Genomic DNA, 17,321 nt, shown 5'->3' with positions numbered 1-17,321 from the left:
CGTCTCCTCGTTGATCAGGTGCCCGATGACCGGTTCAGGTGACCACCGGGCGATCGCCACCGTAACACCGCTTGTCACAGTTGTTCAACTTCTTTCACACGGATTCACGTGTATTCTCATTGGAGGACGCGCGCCGGAGAGCGGCGGGCATCGTCAGGAGGGAACGACATGGCCACGATGGGCGTCATCGCCGACGACTTCACCGGAGCGACCGACATCGCGACCGCGTACGCCGCCCGGGGCTACCGGACCGAGGTCCTCACGGCACCCGACGCGCGCGCAGACCCCGGAACGGACGTCTCCGTCGTGGCGCTGAAGACCCGGACGGCGCCGATCGACGTCGCCGTCGCCCAATCGCTCGCCGCGCACGACCGTCTCGCGGCAGCCGGCCACACGAGGTTCTTCCTCAAGTACTGTTCCACGTTCGACTCGACCGATCGCGGCAACATCGGACCGGTCCTCGACGCACTCGTCGAACGCACCGGTGCTGCACGCTGCGTCGTCGTCCCCGCGTTCCCCGACAACGGCCGCACCACCTTCCAAGGACACCTCTTCGTCTGGTCCGACCTGCTCGAGCACTCCTCGATGCGGCACCACCCGCTCACCCCGATGACGAAGTCACGCGTGGCCGACATCCTCCGCCCGCAGACCCGGCACACCGTCGGCGAGGTCCGTCTCACGACGGTGCAGGCCGGGCCGGAGGCAGTCCGGACAGCACTCGACGCGTCCGCAGATCCGTACGTCGTCGTCGACGCGGTCGACGACGACGACCTCGTCACGATCGCCGCGGCCACCGAGGGAGACGTCCTCCGGTCCGGCGGCTCCGGGCTCGCCCTCGGCGTCGCACCGGGCAGTGCGGACGCCACCGCCGCCTTCACCGCGCCCGTCGGCCGCCGCCTCGTCGTCTGCGGCAGCGCGTCTGCGCGCACCCGCGAGCAGATCGCATCCGCCGTCGCGGCCGGCTCCCCCACGCACCAGCTCGACGTCGCCCGGCTCGCCGTCGATGCACCAGCGGTCGTCCAGGAGGCCGTGGCCTGGCTCCGAGCGCAACCCGCGGACAGCGCACCCGTCGTCTACAGCGTCGGCGTTCCGTCCGACGTCTCCGCGGACGCCGACAGCTCGACCCGGATCGAGCACGCACTCTCCGAGATCGTCGACCGTGCGATCGCCGACGGCTTCGCACAGTGCATCGTCGCCGGCGGGGAGACGTCCGGCGCGGTGGTCTCGCGGCTCGGGATCCAGCGGCTCGTCATCGGTGCACCGATCGCCCCCGGTGTGTGCTGGGCAGAAGGGGTGACCGCATCGGGACGCCGCATCGCCATCGCACTGAAGTCCGGGAACTTCGGGTCGCCGGACATGTTCGTCACCGCATGGGAGGCCCTCGCGTGAACACCACCGACCCCTGGCTCGCCGACGTCACCGTTGCCCTGGCCGACACCGGCAAGCGCCTCGCGGCGGCCGGCCTGAGCCCCGGCAGCACCGGCAACATCAGCGTCCTCCGCGACGGACGGGTCGCGATGACCGGTACCGGCACCGACCTGAGCGACCTCCGCCCCGACGGCATCGCCGAGCTCACCCTCGACGGCACCCACGTGCACGGGCCGCGGCCGTCGAAGGAGGTCGCCATGCACCTCGCCATGTACGCCCGGAACCCGACGCACGGCGCATGCGTGCACGTGCACTCGCCGTTCTCCGTCGCTGCGTCCTGCCTCGCGCCGTGGTCCGCGACGAGCGCGATCCCACCGATCACCCCGTACTTCGTCATGCGTGTGGGGCAGACGCCACTCATCCCCTACCGGGCTCCCGGCCACCCGGAGATCGGCGCGCTCATCCGCGACGAGCCGACACCCTCCAGGGCCGTCCTGCTCGCCAACCACGGCCAGGTCGTCAGCGGGACGGACACGGCCGACGCCCTCGAAGCAGCCATCGAGCTCGAAGAGGCGTGCCGCATCAGTGTCCTGACCGCGGGACACGACCGACGACTGTTGTCCGAGGACGACGCGATCGAGCTCGCCGACCGGTACGGCACGCCGTGGACCCGACGATCGCTACAGTGACCGTGTGAGCGAGCCGCAGACGTCCGAACCGCCGCTCATCCCCGAGCAACGGCGCGACCTGATCGTGCGCCACCTCCGGCAGGACTCCGTCCTGAGCTACCGCCAGCTCGCCGGTCTCCTCGGGGTCAGCCACATGACCATCCGGCGGGACATCGCCGAACTCGAGGAACAGGGCCGGGTGATCGCGACCCAGGGCGGCGCGAAGAGCGTCGCACGGGTCGCGAGCGAGCCGCCACGGATCGAGAAGTCCACGACCGAGGTCCGCGAGAAGGACGCGATCGCTGCCAGGGCCGCGCAGCTCGTCCACGAGTCCATGACGGTCTACCTCGACGCCGGGACGACCATCCAGGCGATGCGGCCCTACCTCGACCACCTGCACGACCTGACCGTCGTGACGAACGACCTCGTCATCGCGTCGTCGTACCTCGACCACCCCACGATCGAGGTCATCGTCGTCGGCGGACGCCTCGACAAGCAGAACCAGTCCACCGTCGGACGGCTCCCCTCGATCGTGCTCGCAGAGCTCTCGATCGACGTCGCGTTCCTGAGCACCAGCTCGTGGGACCTCCGTCGCGGGATCACCATCCCGTCCGAGTCGAAGGTCGAGCCGAAGAAGGCGGCGGCGCGCGCGGCCGGTTCCACCGTGCTCGTCGCGACGAGCTCGAAGTACGGCACGTTCGGCCGGTACCGGGTCCTCGGACTCGACGAGTTGTCGACGATCATCACCGACGACGGCCTCCCGCTCCGCGATGCCGCGTCCATCGAGGCCGACGGTGGTGGCGGAACCTCCGTCGAACGCGTCACCGTCAGCCGCTGACACGGTCGAGGCACATCCGGAGGTGTCGGCCTCTGTCGTCCCGGGAAGGATCGCCGAGCAGCCGTCGGGTCCAGTCCGCCAGGGCCGCGGTCGCGGTCCTCGAGATCGCGGCGTCGGGCACCATGCTCGTGAACCCGTGGAAGGCACCGGGCCAGACGTGGAGCTCCGCGTCGACCCCCGCTGCCCAGAGGCGGCTCGCGAAGGCGACGTCCTCGTCGCGGAAGACCTCAGCACTGCCGCAGTCGATGTAGGTGCGCGGCAGCGCCGACAGGTCTGCGGCACGAGCCGGAGCGGCGTACTCGGAGACGTCAGGGGTGGCACGGCGTGGGCCGAGGTACGCGTCCCACGCGAAGCGGTTCATCTGGCGGTCGGCGACCCCGACGCCGTCGATCTGCTGGGTCGAGACCGTCTCGTCACGGTCGTCGAGCATGGGTGACACGAGGATCTGCGCCATCAGGTCGGGACCCTGCCGGTCACGGGCGAGCAGGGCCGTCCCCACCGCGAGTCCGCCGCCGGCGCTCTGCCCCGCGATGACGATCCGCGCCGGGTCGATGCCGAGCTCGTCCGCGTGCGCCGCCACCCAGACGAGACCGGCGTAGCAGTCCTCCACCGGGTACGGATCGGGGTACTCGGGTGCGAGGCGGTAGTCGACGCTGACGAGGACCACGTCGTGGTCGAGCAGCCAGTCGTCGAACGAGTCGAGGTTCCCGAGGTGGTGGCCGAACACCATGCCCCCGCCGTGGATCGAGTAGACGGCCGCGGTCGCACCGGTCGCACCGGTCGCACCGGTGCGCTCGACGCGGTCGATGATCGCGAGGTCGATGGGCTCACCGAGGTACCCCGGAACCGTGACGTTCCGCCGCTGGTACCCGCGGGACCGCAGGCGCTCGTCGAGGACGTCCTCGGGCACGTCGAGCTGTCGCATACGGGGCAGCATCTCTGCGGTGATGGTGAACGGACCACGGGCCTCGAGCGCCGTCAGGAAGGTCGCGAGTTCGGGGTCAAACGGCGGGCGGGCGATGGGGTCGGACACGGGCACACTCCTTCGATGAAGAAGTGGCGACTCCCGTGAGACGCGTGTGCGGTCCCGCCTGCCGGAGCAGCGCGGGCTTTTTCCCTCTGCCGACGACAGTAGTGCACACGACACCACGGGTCGCACACCGCTGTACACGGAAGCGGGCGTCAGCTGTAGGACGCGCGGTTGATCGCCACGAGGAATCGCCCCTCCGTGGCGTCACCGCCGCCTCGGACGTAGTCGCCGATGACCTCCATCGCCAGGTCGCGGCGCTTCGGCACGCGCTCCTTCTCGGCGGCGGCGAGCCAGTCCGGCATCTCGGCGCGCGTGCGGTCGGTGCAGTAGACGGGGGAACCAGGCTGCTGACGCCACGACTCGGCGAGGACGCCGGCGTCGACGGCGTCGAAGCCGGTCTGCTCCACCAGCTGCATCGCGAGGGCACGATCGGCGTCGCGGTCGGCCGCCACGGGGATCGCCACGCGAAGCGGGTCGCCGGGCTCGGAGGCCTTCGCATCGAAGGACTGCGAGGTGATCGCGTTCCACGCCTTCACGACGGGGCGTCCGAACAGTTCCGACAGCCACACGCTCTCGGGAACGCCCTCCTCGAAGGCGCGCACCGAACCGTCGCGCATCGGGTAGTAGTTCGAGGTGTCGATGACGACTGCGCCTTCCGGAGCGGATCGGACGTACTCGGCGATGTCGGCGTTGCGGTTCATCGGGACCGAGACGATCAGGACGTCGACTCCATGCGCGACTTCGGCCGCGGCGACTGCCCTGGCTCCGGTACGCAGCGCTGCCTCGTCGATCGTCTCGGGGCCGCGCGAGTTGGCGATCATCACGTCGTGACCCTGCCGGCTCAGGCGTCGGGCGATGGTGGAGCCGATCGACCCTGCACCGATGATCCCGATCGTCAGGTGGTCTTCTTCTGCAACAGACATCCCACTAGGATCAACCTTCTCATTAGTGTGAAGGTCAAATCGCCCGAGGAGGACGCGTGCGCATCGGAGAGCTGTCGAAGCGAACGGGCGTGCCGTCTCGCATGCTCCGCTACTACGAGGAGCAGGGACTGATCACTCCGAGGCGTCTGGACAACGGGTACCGGGAGTACGACGAGTACTTGATCGATCGCGTGGGCAAGATCAAGGGCCTGATCGACGCGGGCATCCCCACACGCATCGTTTCGGACATCCTCCCCTGCCTCGGGCAACCCCAGACGATCGTCGTCGAGAACGCCGAGCCCGGGTTGTTCGCCCTGCTCGAGACCGAACGCGACCGGATGACCGAGAAGATCGACTTCCTGGTGCACAACCGGGACGCCATCACCAGCTACCTCCGGGCCCTCGAACTCGCCGGCATCCAGTCACCGGAGACCCGGGCGAGCTAGTCCGGTTCGCCGTTCCGGGCCGGACTGACGGTCCGTCGTCAGGACTTCGCCAGGCAGTTCGGCCAGTACGATCGCACGATGTCGAGCATCGCCGGAAGCCGTTGGGTCATCACCGGTGCTGCCGGGAACATCGGGTCTGCACTCCGGTCGGCACTGTTGGAGCGTCACGCGGTCCTCGTCTCCACCGACATTCGTCCGATCACCTCCAGCGCCCCACACGAGTCCGTCGCAGAGGTCGACCTCGCCGACCTGGAGAACCTGGTGGAGCTCTTCGCCGGAGCAGACGGAGTGGTCCATCTCGGTGGCATCGCCGACGAGGCCGACTTCCACGACCTGGCCGAGGCCAACATCCTCGGGACCTACCACGTGCTCGAAGCCGCCCGGCGGGCCGGGGTACGCCGGGTCGTGTACGCGAGCAGCAATCGCTTGACGGGCTCGTACACCGCGGGTGACCACGTGACGCCCGACATGCCGCCGCGACCTGACGGTTTCTACGGGGTGTCGAAGGCGGCGGGGGAAGCGCTCTGTCGGCTGTACGCGGACAAGTTCGGGATGAGCACCATCACGTTGCGCATCGGCAGTTACGAGGAGCAGCCGTCGTCCGCTCGAGAGCAGCGGACGTGGCTCAGCCCCTCGGACGCGATCCGCGCCTTCGTCGCAGCGATGACGACGACCGAACACACCGCAGTGTTCTACGCCGTCTCCGCGAACACCGATGGCTGGTGGGACCTCCAGTCCGGGGAAGCCGTCGGTTTCTTCCCGCAGGACGACGCGGCCGCATGGAGCACGCGGGAGCTCATCGACCCGGACGTGCCGCAAGGTGGGAGGTACGCCACCCCCGAGTACTCGACAGACCGGATGCGCCGGTAGGCGATCGTCGCCCGGGCTTGCTCCCGAGGCCACGCCCGGGCGCGGCGACCACCGGACGAGCCCTCCCCACCGCCCGCCCGACGCGTACAGTCCCCCGCAAGGTACGACTGGTGAGCGGGGAACGCGATGCGACTGATCACGGGGACGGCACTGGTCGTGGTGCTTGCCGCAGCCGCGATGGTCGGCCTGGCGCCGCCAGCGGCCGCGGCCGGGTCGGGAACGATCACCGTGCAGCTCGCAGCGCCGGACGGCACCGCGATCCGGCTGGCGGACGTCGAGCTCGCGGCGATCGGCATCGACGCCGTCGTCGGGAACGCCACCACCGATGCCGACGGCACCGCGACGTTCACCGGCATCCCCGCGCCGGACACGGTCACGGTGACGACGCGGCAGCTCCCGCCGCACGGAGCGGCGACCTACGCACCCGGACTCCGCTCGGACATCGCCGTCCGCGGCGGTGCGACGGTCGCCGTCACCGTGCCGCTCGTGATCGGTGCCACCGTGCAGGGCGGTGTGGTCGGCCCCACGGGGCCCGCCGCTGGGCGCCTGATGTACGCCTGGAACGAGGACACCTCGCAGGTGTTCCGGACGACTTCGGACGACACGGGCCAGTACCGGTTCGTCGGGTTGAGCACCGGGAAGTACCGCATCGAGGCGTACGCCAGCGGAACGGCGTCGCCCGCAGTCTGGAAGACCCGGGTGTACCAGCAGCGTGGGCCCGTCCCTGCTTCGCAGGTGACGTTGTCGAGGCACTACGCGCACAGCGACTACGACCTGGTCGTCTACGCGGCGACTTCGTCCCGCGCCCCCTCGGCGCAGCTCAGTGGCGCGAGCGTCACGGTGACGGACACGACGACCGGGGCGTCGTTCTCGACCCGGTTCTCGACGCTGCTCGACAGCGAGCAGACGGCGCAGTTCCAGATCCCCTCCGGGCAGTACGTGGTCGAGCTCCGGACAGTGGCGACGACCGCGACGCCGGCGCGTGTGCTGTGGCTCGGACGCCCCGGCGGCGTGTACCGGTACGTGGCCGGCCGGGCGCAGGCCGTCCCGGTGAAGGTCGTGTTCGGAGGGTTCAACGGCTGGGGTGGGGCGGTGCCCGAAACGTCCGTGGCCGTGGCAGCTTCGACCGCAGCCACGTCTTGATCCGCATGGCGACGCTCCGGGGTGACCGAAGCGGAAACGAGCGGAGCCGGCGACGCCGGGCGCGTGGCCGAGTACGACTAGCCGAGGGTGGTCCGTCCGGCGAGGACGGCGAGGGCGACCTCGGCGAGCGGGAGCTGGTTCCGCCGCGCGTGGTCGCGCAGCAGGGAGAACGCGGTCGCGAGGTCCACCCCGTTGCGGTTCGCGATCCACCCCTTCGCCTGCTCGATCACCGTGCGGCTGTCGAGCGCTGCTTGCAGCTGCCCCTGCGTCGTCACCGCGTCGTCGATGGAGCGCTGCTGCAGGAGCGAGATCGCTGCGATGTCGGCGAGCGCTCGGGCGGCGACGAGGTCGTCCTCGTCGAACGCGCCGGCGGACTCGCCGAACAGGTTGAGCGATCCGATGACGGTCGTCCGGAGCCGCAGCGGGATCGAGTGGACAGCCGTGTACCCGGCGTCAGCCGCGGCCCGGCAGAAGTGCGGCCATCGCGGCTCGGCCACTCGGACGTCGGGGATCGAGACCACGCTCCCCGTCCGCGCTGCCTCGAGACAGGGCCCGTCGCCGACTTCGAGCTGCAGGAGCTCGAGCAGTCCGCTGTGGTGCCCCACCGAGGCGGTGATCTGCAACCGGTGATCCGAGCCGAACAGCATCAGCCCGGCAGCGTGGACGTCGAACAACGCCGCCGACTCGTCCACCAGGTGCTGCAGGCGCCCGGTGAGGTCCTCTGAGCTGGTGGCGCTGCCGACCAGCGCGATGATCGTCTGCAACAGTCGTCGTTCGCGGTCGGCGCCCACGGGGTCACTCCAGATGCTGTGATCAGAAGTGGCCGGTCGTGCCCTGCTCCAGCAGTCGAAGACCGCGTGCCGCCACACTACGGCCCGGGGATGCGAACACGCCTGGCGCAACGACTCCCCGCTGGGGACTCGTCCAGATCACCGACCCGGGTGCGAACGGCCGACTGGGCGTCAGATCGTGCTGGCGTCGAGGACGAACCGGTACCGGACGTCGCTCGCGAGCATCCGTGTGTACGAGTCGTTGAGATCATCGACGACGGCACGAACCGCAGGACGAACGTCGACGCCGTGTCACCGGTCCTGGTCGCGCTCGGCGCGCTCGTCATCATGCTCATCGCCGTGGTCGCAGGTCTTCAGGCTGGACGATGGGAACTCCGCACCGCCGCCGTCCGCTTCACCACCGGGTTCCGACCGCTGAACACCCTTCGCAGCGCGGCCGCCAGAGTCGCTCTGATCGGCACCGCCCGCTGTACGACCGCCCTCGCGGGCGCGGCGGTCGTCAGGCAAACCACCACCCTCGACCTCGACGTCACCACCGCAGTCATCGCGGTCGGAAGCGTCGTGTTTGCCGTGTCCGTCGCTTCGTTCTGGCAGGGAAGCCGTCGATGGAACTGCTGAACGACCTTCGGTCCAACTGGACGATCATCGTCGCCAAGATCGTCCTGATCGTGCTGCTCGCACTCTGCTGGTACAACGTGGCGTCGTTCACCCAGTCCACGTCGCAGGCCGTGACCCAGGGCCTGTCCACTGTTGCCGATGCCGACCTCTACACGGTGATCGACGATCTCGACCCGGAGGCTTTCGAAGCGATTCGGCGAGACGAGCGCGCACTCGACGCAGTCGCCTCGTTCGTCGACCGCATCGATGACGAGCCCGGATTCAGGTTCATCTCCTCGTACGACCAACCCGTCACCGTCCAGGACTTCCGCGGCGACGATCGCTTCGACGTCGGCTACGGGACCGAGTACACGCTCAACGGGAAGTACCAGGACGAATCGGGGCGGAGTGTTCAGGACATCAAGTCCATCCAGCTCAACGAGACCGCGTTCGAGTTCGCGGGGCTCTCCGTGCAGGACGGCAAGCCGATCGATTGGGACGCCGTCGACTGGGCTTCCGGCCGGATCCCCGTGCTGCTCGGCAACGAGTACCGCGGCGTGTACGAGCTCGGACAGCGACTCACCGGCTCGGTCATCCTGCAGGAGCAGGAGCTCGAGGTCGTCGGTTTCCTCGAACCGGACAGCGCCATGTACTTCCGCGGTGAGGCCAACCACTACCTCGATGACACCGTGATCGTGCCCTACCCGCCGACACTCGCCGGACTCGACCGAGCAGCACTCGACCGGTTGGATCCCGAGCTGTTCGGACGCCTGGTGTTCCAGGTACTGAACGCCGACCTCGCCGTCGATCGCAGCCTCGATTTCGGTGGCGTCGTCGCGCGACTCGACGAGATCGGAGACGACACCGGCTTCGGGTCGTGCACGTTGCTCGGAGTGCCGACCTACCTCGTGCAGCTCTCCCTCGTCCGCCAGCTCATCCAGGACAACATGGTGCTCGTCACCGCGCTGCTCGTCGTGCTCACCGCGGGCGTGGGCATCATCACGGCGTTCCTCGACCGACTTCTCCATCACCGTCGAGCGCCAGTCGCGCGGGTGCACCATCTCCTCGGGAAGAGCCCGAACCGCACGAACCGGCTGTTCCGCGCAAGCCGCCTCACCGAGTACGCCGCCGCGTTCGGGCTGTTCCTCGCGACCAGCGCGGTGCTCCCCAACGACAGCGCGACGGCTCGATTCGGCGCCGGCACCATCCTCCTGCTCTGGTGCGTGGTGGACGGCGCGGTCAGCCGAGGAGCCGTCCGCATCGAACTGACCACCCAACGCCGAAGAGGTACCCCACGATGATCGCGCTGCGCGACGTCTCGAAGACGATCACCGAGCCCGACGGATCGACCCGAACACTGTTCGACCGACTCGATTTCGACCTTCGCGACGACGATCGGTCAGTAGCCATCACCGGGCGGAGCGGATCCGGCAAGGGCACGCTGCTCCGGATCCTCGCCGGCCTCGACACCGACTTCGGCGGGACCTACGAGCACGACGGGCACGTGCTCGAGCGGACCGCACGCAGGATGGCGGCGCACCGACTCCGACACATCGGCATCGTCACCCAGGATCACAACCTGCTCGGCGACCGCAGCGTGCTCGACAACGTCCGGCTCGGCGTTCCTGCTCGTGCCGGCTCGGCCGCCCGAGCACATGACGCCCTCGAGGCGGTCGGCATCAGTCACCTTGCCGTCAAGCGCCAACGGCGACTCTCGGGAGGAGAAGCGCAGCGCGTCGCGATCGCTCGAGCCATCGCAAAGCGCCCAGCCGTCGTCCTCGCCGACGAGCCCACCGGCGCACTGGACGAGACGACCGAAGACGACGTGCTCGCCCTCTTCGACCGGCTGCAGCAAGCGGGAACCAAGTTCGTGATCGTCACCCACAGTGAGCGCGTCGCACAGCGATGCGGACGGCAACTCCAGCTCCAACACGAGCAGCTCCTCGCGCGCGGCACGTGACGGACGGGAGGTGGGCCCCACCAGCCGGTACCGGCGCACCGCGCCAGCGGGGCGACGGCCGTGCCTGGAGGGACGGTGCCAGCTGGCATCGGGCCTCCCGTCCGTCAGTGGTTGCGCTCCAGATCCCCGATCACGCGTGCGCAGTACGGTCGCGGCTGAAGAACTCGGCGAACATCTCCCGTTTCGCCGCGTGCGAATCGAGGTCGAGCTCGAGGCCCTCCATGTTGAGGTCGGTCCCGAACAGTCGCAGGATTCCCGGGCCATTCGGCTCCGCGGTCTCGAGGGACACCGAGAACAGCGTCGGCGACGTCTCGCCAGCAGCAATCCGCCGAGCTTCTGCGAACGCCGCGCGGTACGTCGCGTCGGTGACGCGGATCACACTGACCGACCAACTCGTGGCGTCCCAGTCGGGCGCGACCATCTCACCGCTCGGCGCATGGAAGAAGTGCACGACGAAGGTGTCGCGCTCGCCTTCGGCGCCGTAGTGCCGCTCGTCCACTTCTTCGATCTGCACGAACTCATTCTGGCTACGAACCGAGCATGCGCAAGAGGACCAGCTCACGGGAGCCGACCAGGGCGCTACGCTCGGCTCGGCTTCGGTTCGCGGAATTCGCTCGCGGAGAAGCGTCGATCGAGAGAATCGAATGAAGGCACGCCTCGCAAGAACACCCTGGAGAGAGCACGCTGGTCGAGCCGACCTGGTCATCATCTGGGCTCTCATCGTTGTCGGGATCATCGCCGTGGTCATCTCAGCCGGCTACGTGTTCAACGAGAACCTGTACGCCTACGGGCTCTGCTCAACACCTCCACGCACGGGGTGCTCGGACGCACCCTGGTTCAGCAGCACGAGCCTTTCGTTCTTCGGAGGCATTGCCGCGGTGGGCGTCGGCGCTTTCCTGGGCCTCCGCCGGTACGGCAATGGCCGTCTCGGCATGTGGTTCCCGCTCGCTGCACTCGGAGTGGTGGCTGCGTTGACGGGATTGTCGATTGCCATCCTCGAGATCGCGACCCCGTTGTAGTCCTGCTCGCACCGAGTCGGATCGGCGTCCTGGCGAATGGCGAAACGGAGCAATCACGGCGGTCGACGCTCGTTGGTCCTCCGCAGCAGCTCAGCGTCACTAGGCTTCTCCGAATGTCTTCCAACCCGTTCGGCGAAGTCCCCGTCCTGCCGGTTGCCGTTCCCTTCGGTGTCGTCGTGTTCGTCGTCCAGCTGGCGCTCCTGCTCAGGGGACGGCGCTTCACGTGGCCGCGTGTTGCCGTCGCCGCCGCGATCGCCGTCTATGCCGCGGGGATCCTCGCGAACACGGTCTTCCCGATCTTCCTTCACCCGACCTCGCGCGACGAGCCGTGGGCACCGGCGCTAGCGCTGATCCCGTTCCACGACTACGAGCTCGCGGACGCGCTCACCAACGTGGCGGTGTTCGTGCCTCTGGGCGTCCTCCTGCAGCTCCTCATGCGGCGTCCGCGGTGGTGGAAGGCGCTGCTCACCTCCGCGGCCGTCAGCCTGACGATCGAGCTCCTGCAACTCGCCGCGCAGAAGCTGTTCTCCGGTGGTCACGTCGCTGACGTCAACGACTTCATCTGGAACACCCTCGGTGGAGTCATCGGCTACGCGATCATCGTGTTGCTGACACGTGTCCCGATCGTCGCCGCGCTCGTGAACCGGTTCCGCTGACGCTCGACCGCCGGGGCAGCACGCACCGCTTGAGCTGCGGAGCGCCGTGCACTTGCGGATCCCTGTCGGACAAGGTCGTGCCCCACGTCATCCTTCGCGATGATCTTCGTGGGCATCCCAGCGAGCACTGCGAGCGATGGCTTCGTCCGCCCGGCGATTGGCCCCTGCCCGTTGCGCAAGGCCCATCACCGTGGCGCACACTGCAGCACCAGCAGCGAAGAGGCATCCCTCGAGAATGCGGCCCACGTCTCCGTGGGCAGAAGCGATGAGGGCGATCGCGACCCCGGCGAGTCCGAGGAACGGAAGCCCCAGGATCGCGGAGAGTCCTACCAACCACTTCACGCCTCGATGGTACGTCCGCGAGCGGGAGCCGGGCGGCCCACGGTTGGTCGAAGGACGTGGGTCTCGGGAGCCGATCCCGTTGCGAGACGAGTCGGATTCGGGAAGTCGGCGGATCCTCGCGCCATGAACGCTCTACTCATCGGGTACGCCCGCGTCTCAACCTACGAACAGGACCTCACCGCCCAGCGCGTCGCGCTGGAACGGCTTGGAGTCCTCCCGCCCAACATCCACACCGATCATGGCCTGACTGGCACGAACAGATCACGACCAGGGCTGCGCGAAGCGCTTGCCTCCTGTCGTGACGGGGACACACTCGTCATCGCCAAGCTCGACCGGCTCGCACGAAGCCTCCGCGACGCGAAGGACATCGTCGACGAACTCACCGCCAAGAACGTCAAGCTCAACATCGGCGGCTCCGTCCACGACCCGAACGACCCCGTCGGCCGGCTGCTGTTCAACGTCCTCGCGATGGTGGCCGAGTTCGAGTCCGACCTCATCCGCGCCCGAACGCGCGAAGGAATGCAGATCGCGAAAGCGAAAGGCCACCTCCGCGGCCGGCAACCCAAACTCAGCCCCGCGCAACAACGCCACCTCCTCGAGGTCCACGAAGCTGGCACGCACTCGGTCGCCGAACTCGCCGAGCTGTTCGGCATCGGACGCGCAACCGTCTACCGCTGCGTCAACCGACAAGCACACCCCACCCGCTAAATCCTCAGCTCCGCTCTCAGACGTAGGCGTCCGAGAGCGGAGCCTCACCCGGGACCAGAACCATCGAGGGTCCCGGCCTGGCGGCTTCGAGCAAGCACGTCCGTGGAACGACCGGCTACCGGACCAGCTCGTGTTCGTAGAGGCTGGACGCGAGCTGCCGCCCGCCCTCGAGGGCTGTCACCGTCACGTCGCGAACGTGCCGGAACCCTTGCTGTTCGTAGAAGCGCCGCAAGCCCGGGTTGTCCGTCGCACAGTCGAGCCGTACGAGGGCCGCCCCGCGCTCGGTAGCTCTGTGTTCTGCCCACACCAGCAGTCGTTGTCCGAGCCGGCTGCCACGATGAGTCTGCGCAACGGCCAGTCGGTGCACGTACACAGCGGAGCTGCTCTCCATGCCCCACGTCTCGAAGTCCGAGTCGGACACGGTGACCATGGCCACGATCACCTGGTGCTGACGCACGACGAAGAGATTCCCCTGCTCGGCGTCGCGGAGTAGAACAGCATCCGGCACGGGGTCTTGCCACTGGTCTATCCCACGCGAGCGCAGCCACTGCCTCGCACCGTCGATGAGCGCTTGAGCTGCAGGAATGTCCGCGGCGCTGGCCGCTTCGACCACCAGCACGTCTTGATCCATAGGACGACGCTACGGGGTGATTCAAGCGGATACCAACGGAAGCGCCGTCGCCGACCGCCCGACAGCCGATCCTTTGTCGGAACGCCGAGCACTCAGCTTTGGCGGTCATTCGGTACGGTCAGGGACGTGGGTGTCCTCTTCCTTGCGGTTGGTGCGGTGATCTGCATCGCCTGGGGCTGTGCCCTCATGCTTTTCCCGGGCCCGATCACACGCTCTGCGCGGAAGGTCGAAGGAGAGTTCTGGGGACGCCAGATCACTCCGGAGCTGACGCGGTTCATCGGATGCGGATTCTTCCTCGGAAGCCTCATCGCAGCAGTGACGCTGGTCGTCGGACTCCTCAGACACTGACTCGTCAGGTGCCCGCTCGAGGATCGGTCACCGAACAAGCAAACCTGGTGCTCAGGGAGCTTGGAAGCCGGCCGCCTGGAGCACCTTCTGTCCAGCGTCGGAGCGGACGTAGTCGCTGAACTCCGCGGCGAGGTCGGGGTTCTTGCTCTCCTTCAGCACTGCGATCGGGTACGTGTTGACGGCGGACGAGGCGTCCTTGAACGTCACACCGTCGACCTTGCCGGCAGCGCCCTTGACGTCGGTGACGTAGACCAGGCCCGCGTCGGCCTGCCCGGAGCTGACCTTCCCGAGCACGTCGGTGACGGACTGTTCCTCGCTGACAGGCTTCAACGTGATGCCGGTGGCCTGCTCTACCTTCTCCGTCGCTGCGCCACAGGGGACGGGGCTGGCGCACGTGACGACCTGCACGCCGGCGTTGGTGAGGTCCTTGAAGTCGGTGATCTTCTTCGGGTTGCCAGGTGCGACCGCGATTTCGAGCGTGTTCTTGGCGAAGTCCTCCGGTGTGCCCTGGAGGTCGCTGGTGGCGAGCTTGTCCATGTTCTTCGTGTCCGCGGACGCGAAGACGTCGGCCGGTGCGCCGTTCTGGATCTGCGTCACGAGGTCGCTGGAGCCGGCGAAGGAGAACTCGATCGTTGCGCCCGGGTGCGCGGCCTCGTACTGCTTCCCCAGCGCGGTGAACGTCTGCTGCAACGACGCGGCCGCGAACACCGTGATCGAGCCCGTCGCGGGCGTCGACGACGCAGAGGGCGATGACGAGCTGGCCGTCGTGCTGCCGGTGGAGCACGAGGTGAGCAGCAGCGACGCCGCGGCAACCGCGGTCAGGAGGGTCGGCAGGCGGGTGGCGCGGTGCGGCATGACGGGGTTCCGTTCGACAGGTTGCGCCGCAAATGCGGCGATGTTTTGCCATTCAACACGAAGATGCGGTTGCCGCGGTGGTCATGGGTTGGCGTGATCTGTACGGCCGTCGTCCTGATTACCGCTGGCGGCGTCCTTGGGCTCGGCGGTTGGCTGATGTCATGACAGATGAGCGTTCAGTGACGAGCGGGTCCGATGGCAGTGCCGGCGATGCGAACTACGGCGTGATCGGGGCCGGGTACGGGCAGTACCGGCGTCCGGAGCCCGCGTTCACCGCGGCGATCCGGGCTGCGCTCGGCAATGCTCGAACGCTCGTGAACGTCGGTGCTGGTGCGGGCTCCTACGAACCGACCGACCTCGACGTGACCGCTGTAGAGCCGAGCGCCACGATGCGTGCGCAACGCCCCGCAGGGTCGGTGCCCGCGGTCGATGCGACCGCGGAGGACCTTCCGTTCGGTGATGACAGCTTCGACGCGGCCCTGGCGTCGTTCACCGTCCATCAGTGGCGGGACCTGCCGGCTGGGCTCCACGAGGTTCGCCGGGTGACCCGCGGGCCTGTCGTGATCCTCACCTGCGACCCGTCCGCGCTCACCCGGTCGTGGATCAACGACTACGCACTCGAGGTCATCGCCACGGAAGCCAGCCGATACCCGTCGATCGACAACCTCCGAGCAGGACTCGGCGGAACCGTTACCGTGGCGTCCGTACCGATCCCACTCGAATGCGTCGACGGATTCAGTGAGGCGTACTACGGCCGTCCCGAAGCGCTCCTCGACCCCGGCGCCAGGCGCGCGAACTCCGCCTGGAGCTTCGTCGGTCCGGACGTCGAGGCACGCTTCGAGCGCGCGCTGCGGGCCGACCTCGACACGGTCGCGTGGGACGCCCAGCACGGACACCTGCGCGCCCAGCCGACGTTCGACGGGTCGCTGCGCCTCGTGGTGGGCCACCCGTGAAGACAGAAACGGTACAGCGGCAGGGGAAGGCGCTGTGGCTGGTCGCTGCGTGGTTCTGGGCGTTGCAGTTCGCGGTGCTGAACCCGCTGCTCGCAGTGCTCCTCGTGACGCTCTACGCCGCGACGCCGGCCGAGGTCGGTTGGGTCCTGGGGCTCTACAACGTCGGCGGGTTCGTCGCATCCCTGGTCATCCCGACTCTCGCGGACCGGAGCCGGAACTACCTTCGGCCGCTGGTGTTCTGCGCGCTCGGCGGGGTCGCTCTCGTCACGGTCCTCGCCGTCACAACGTCGCTCCCGGTCGTCGTACTCGCGCTGGTCATCCTCGGAGGGCCGCCCGGCGTCGGCTCCACGCTGCTGTTCGCGCAGCTCCGCCATGAAGGCGCACCACCGGCGCAGGTCATCCGGACCCGTGCGATCGTGTCTTTCGCCTGGGTCATCGGCCCTCTCGTGGCCACCCTCGTCACCGGGGCAGCCGGCTCCCCGGCAGCGCTGGCACTCCTCGCAGTCATCGGCCTGGTCAACGTCGTCACCGCGCTCCTGCTCCTCCGCCGACGCGGGACAACTCGCACCGATGACACCACACCTCGGCCACGGCTGCTGGTGCAGCTCCGCGGGTGGAACCGGTGGGGTGTCGTCGGCGCGTTCACGCTCCTGCAGGCGACGAACATCGCCACCGTCACTATCTCGACCCTGTTCGTCACCCGCGACCTCCAGGCTCCGATCATCTGGGCTGGCATCACGCTCGGCGCTGCCGCCCTCCTCGAGATCCCCGCACTGCTGCTCATCGGCCGACTCCAGGAACACCGCTCCGTCCGGCTCCTCCTCGCTGGCGGGTGGGTATGCGGTGTCGCGTACTACGGCCTCGTCGCGCTGGCCCATGAGCCGTGGCAGCTCCTCGTCCTGCAACCGCTGAACGCCTGGTTCTTCGCGACCGTCGCCGGCCTCGGTCTGACCGTGTTCCAGGACGTGTTCCCGAGCCCCGGACTCGCATCGGGGCTCTTCACCAACACCCGCCGCGCCGGAGCCGTCCTCGCCGGCCTGCTCATCGCCGCCCTCGGCGCGTTTCCCGACCCGTACCGGGCCGTGTACATCGCCGCGGCAATCATCGCGCTCACCGTGCTTGCCACCGCCGCTGCGGTCACCACCCGTGCACGCGCCGCAGCGCGCTAGGTTCGG

Annotated in this window: 22 protein-coding genes; 15 read left to right on the top strand and 7 right to left on the bottom strand. The window is 68.4% G+C overall.

Annotated features, from left to right (window positions below; translation table 11 throughout):
* The first annotated feature begins 168 nt into the window (after positions 1-168).
* From otnK to GVL05_RS05640, 3 genes are read left to right on the top strand one after another with little or no spacing between them, the layout of a single operon-like run.
* Complete coding sequence (gene otnK, locus GVL05_RS05650) at positions 169-1,389, top strand: 3-oxo-tetronate kinase (protein WP_159572042.1); 1,221 nt, start codon at positions 169-171, stop codon at positions 1,387-1,389.
* Entirely contained in the window at positions 1,386-2,057 is a 672-nt protein-coding gene (locus GVL05_RS05645) for a class II aldolase/adducin family protein (protein WP_235035866.1), read from the top strand. Before otnK ends, GVL05_RS05645 begins: the two co-directional genes overlap by 4 nt.
* Before the next feature lie 4 nt (positions 2,058-2,061).
* A complete protein-coding gene (locus tag GVL05_RS05640) occupies positions 2,062-2,874 on the top strand; it encodes a DeoR/GlpR family DNA-binding transcription regulator (RefSeq protein ID WP_132100917.1) in 813 nt (270 codons plus the stop codon).
* On the opposite strand, the gene GVL05_RS05635 is transcribed toward GVL05_RS05640, so the two are convergent.
* Positions 2,864-3,907 (bottom strand): alpha/beta hydrolase, encoded by a 1,044-nt coding sequence (locus GVL05_RS05635; protein WP_159572039.1) that lies wholly within the window; start codon positions 3,905-3,907, stop codon positions 2,864-2,866. The two genes, GVL05_RS05640 and GVL05_RS05635, sit on opposite strands and share 11 nt — an antisense overlap.
* Before the next feature lie 149 nt (positions 3,908-4,056).
* Positions 4,057-4,827, bottom strand: coding sequence for an NADPH-dependent F420 reductase (locus GVL05_RS05630; protein WP_159572036.1), 771 nt, complete (start codon positions 4,825-4,827; stop codon positions 4,057-4,059).
* 56 nt (positions 4,828-4,883) lie between these two features.
* On the opposite strand from GVL05_RS05630, the gene GVL05_RS05625 reads away from it, so the two are divergent.
* The 3 genes from GVL05_RS05625 to GVL05_RS05615 all read left to right on the top strand — a co-directional run bounded on the left by GVL05_RS05625 (position 4,884) and on the right by GVL05_RS05615 (position 7,286).
* On the top strand, positions 4,884-5,273 hold the full coding sequence (locus tag GVL05_RS05625) for a MerR family transcriptional regulator (RefSeq protein ID WP_123313571.1): 390 nt from the start codon (positions 4,884-4,886) through the stop codon (positions 5,271-5,273).
* Positions 5,274-5,351: 78 nt separating this feature from the next.
* The gene (locus GVL05_RS05620; RefSeq protein WP_159572033.1) at positions 5,352-6,143 is read left to right on the top strand and encodes an NAD(P)-dependent oxidoreductase; all 792 of its coding nucleotides are present in this window, start codon (positions 5,352-5,354) and stop codon (positions 6,141-6,143) included.
* Between the two features lie 126 nt (positions 6,144-6,269).
* Entirely contained in the window at positions 6,270-7,286 is a 1,017-nt protein-coding gene (locus tag GVL05_RS05615; protein ID WP_159572030.1) for a carboxypeptidase-like regulatory domain-containing protein, read from the top strand.
* Positions 7,287-7,363: 77 nt separating this feature from the next.
* Here the strand turns inward: GVL05_RS05615 and GVL05_RS05610 are convergent, their stop codons facing one another.
* A complete protein-coding gene (locus GVL05_RS05610; RefSeq protein ID WP_159572027.1) occupies positions 7,364-8,077 on the bottom strand; it encodes a GAF and ANTAR domain-containing protein in 714 nt (237 codons plus the stop codon).
* Positions 8,078-8,404: 327 nt separating this feature from the next.
* Between GVL05_RS05610 and GVL05_RS05605 the strand changes: the two genes are divergently transcribed.
* Genes GVL05_RS05605 through GVL05_RS05595 form a run of 3 tightly spaced genes read left to right on the top strand, consistent with a single transcriptional unit; the run spans position 8,405 to position 10,634 of the window.
* Entirely contained in the window at positions 8,405-8,695 is a 291-nt protein-coding gene (locus tag GVL05_RS05605; RefSeq protein WP_159572024.1) for a hypothetical protein, read from the top strand.
* Positions 8,683-9,975 (top strand): hypothetical protein, encoded by a 1,293-nt coding sequence (locus GVL05_RS05600; RefSeq protein WP_159572021.1) that lies wholly within the window; start codon positions 8,683-8,685, stop codon positions 9,973-9,975. Before GVL05_RS05605 ends, GVL05_RS05600 begins: the two co-directional genes overlap by 13 nt.
* Positions 9,972-10,634, top strand: coding sequence for an ABC transporter ATP-binding protein (locus GVL05_RS05595; protein WP_159572018.1), 663 nt, complete (start codon positions 9,972-9,974; stop codon positions 10,632-10,634). Before GVL05_RS05600 ends, GVL05_RS05595 begins: the two co-directional genes overlap by 4 nt.
* A gap of 130 nt (positions 10,635-10,764) precedes the next feature.
* Here the strand turns inward: GVL05_RS05595 and GVL05_RS05590 are convergent, their stop codons facing one another.
* Positions 10,765-11,196, bottom strand: coding sequence for a hypothetical protein (locus GVL05_RS05590; RefSeq protein ID WP_159572015.1), 432 nt, complete (start codon positions 11,194-11,196; stop codon positions 10,765-10,767).
* Between the two features lie 82 nt (positions 11,197-11,278).
* Here GVL05_RS05590 and GVL05_RS05585 point away from each other — a divergent pair, with 82 nt between their 5' ends.
* Together GVL05_RS05585 and GVL05_RS05580 are read left to right on the top strand one after the other, a co-directional pair.
* Positions 11,279-11,653 carry a hypothetical protein gene (locus GVL05_RS05585; protein WP_159572012.1) on the top strand — a complete coding sequence of 125 codons (375 nt, stop codon included), beginning with the start codon at positions 11,279-11,281 and terminating at the stop codon, positions 11,651-11,653.
* 113 nt (positions 11,654-11,766) lie between these two features.
* On the top strand, positions 11,767-12,309 hold the full coding sequence (locus GVL05_RS05580) for a VanZ family protein (RefSeq protein ID WP_159572007.1): 543 nt from the start codon (positions 11,767-11,769) through the stop codon (positions 12,307-12,309).
* A gap of 87 nt (positions 12,310-12,396) precedes the next feature.
* Here the strand turns inward: GVL05_RS05580 and GVL05_RS05575 are convergent, their stop codons facing one another.
* Positions 12,397-12,651 carry a hypothetical protein gene (locus GVL05_RS05575; RefSeq protein WP_148053760.1) on the bottom strand — a complete coding sequence of 85 codons (255 nt, stop codon included), beginning with the start codon at positions 12,649-12,651 and terminating at the stop codon, positions 12,397-12,399.
* A gap of 123 nt (positions 12,652-12,774) precedes the next feature.
* Between GVL05_RS05575 and GVL05_RS05570 the strand changes: the two genes are divergently transcribed.
* A complete protein-coding gene (locus tag GVL05_RS05570; protein ID WP_123338453.1) occupies positions 12,775-13,359 on the top strand; it encodes a recombinase family protein in 585 nt (194 codons plus the stop codon).
* Between the two features lie 115 nt (positions 13,360-13,474).
* On the opposite strand, the gene GVL05_RS05565 is transcribed toward GVL05_RS05570, so the two are convergent.
* Positions 13,475-13,990 carry a GNAT family N-acetyltransferase gene (locus GVL05_RS05565; protein WP_235035865.1) on the bottom strand — a complete coding sequence of 172 codons (516 nt, stop codon included), beginning with the start codon at positions 13,988-13,990 and terminating at the stop codon, positions 13,475-13,477.
* A 126-nt stretch (positions 13,991-14,116) separates the two neighbouring features.
* Between GVL05_RS05565 and GVL05_RS05560 the strand changes: the two genes are divergently transcribed.
* Complete coding sequence (locus GVL05_RS05560) at positions 14,117-14,338, top strand: hypothetical protein (protein ID WP_123338455.1); 222 nt, start codon at positions 14,117-14,119, stop codon at positions 14,336-14,338.
* A 51-nt stretch (positions 14,339-14,389) separates the two neighbouring features.
* Here the strand turns inward: GVL05_RS05560 and modA are convergent, their stop codons facing one another.
* Positions 14,390-15,193 (bottom strand): molybdate ABC transporter substrate-binding protein, encoded by an 804-nt coding sequence (gene modA / locus GVL05_RS05555; RefSeq protein WP_123338456.1) that lies wholly within the window; start codon positions 15,191-15,193, stop codon positions 14,390-14,392.
* A 161-nt stretch (positions 15,194-15,354) separates the two neighbouring features.
* Here modA and GVL05_RS05550 point away from each other — a divergent pair, with 161 nt between their 5' ends.
* Together GVL05_RS05550 and GVL05_RS05545 are read left to right on the top strand one after the other, a co-directional pair.
* Complete coding sequence (locus GVL05_RS05550; RefSeq protein ID WP_123338457.1) at positions 15,355-16,146, top strand: class I SAM-dependent methyltransferase; 792 nt, start codon at positions 15,355-15,357, stop codon at positions 16,144-16,146.
* Entirely contained in the window at positions 16,143-17,315 is a 1,173-nt protein-coding gene (locus GVL05_RS05545; RefSeq protein ID WP_159572001.1) for an MFS transporter, read from the top strand. The genes GVL05_RS05550 and GVL05_RS05545 overlap by 4 nt, the downstream gene beginning before the upstream one ends.
* Positions 17,316-17,321 lie beyond the last annotated feature (6 nt).

Origin of the sequence: Curtobacterium sp. 18060, assembly GCF_902706105.1 — a bacterium.
In the GTDB taxonomy this organism is placed as follows: Bacteria; Actinomycetota; Actinomycetes; order Actinomycetales; family Microbacteriaceae; genus Curtobacterium.
Note: the sequence above shows the minus strand (reverse complement) of the source record. Positions and strands in the feature narration are given on the sequence as shown.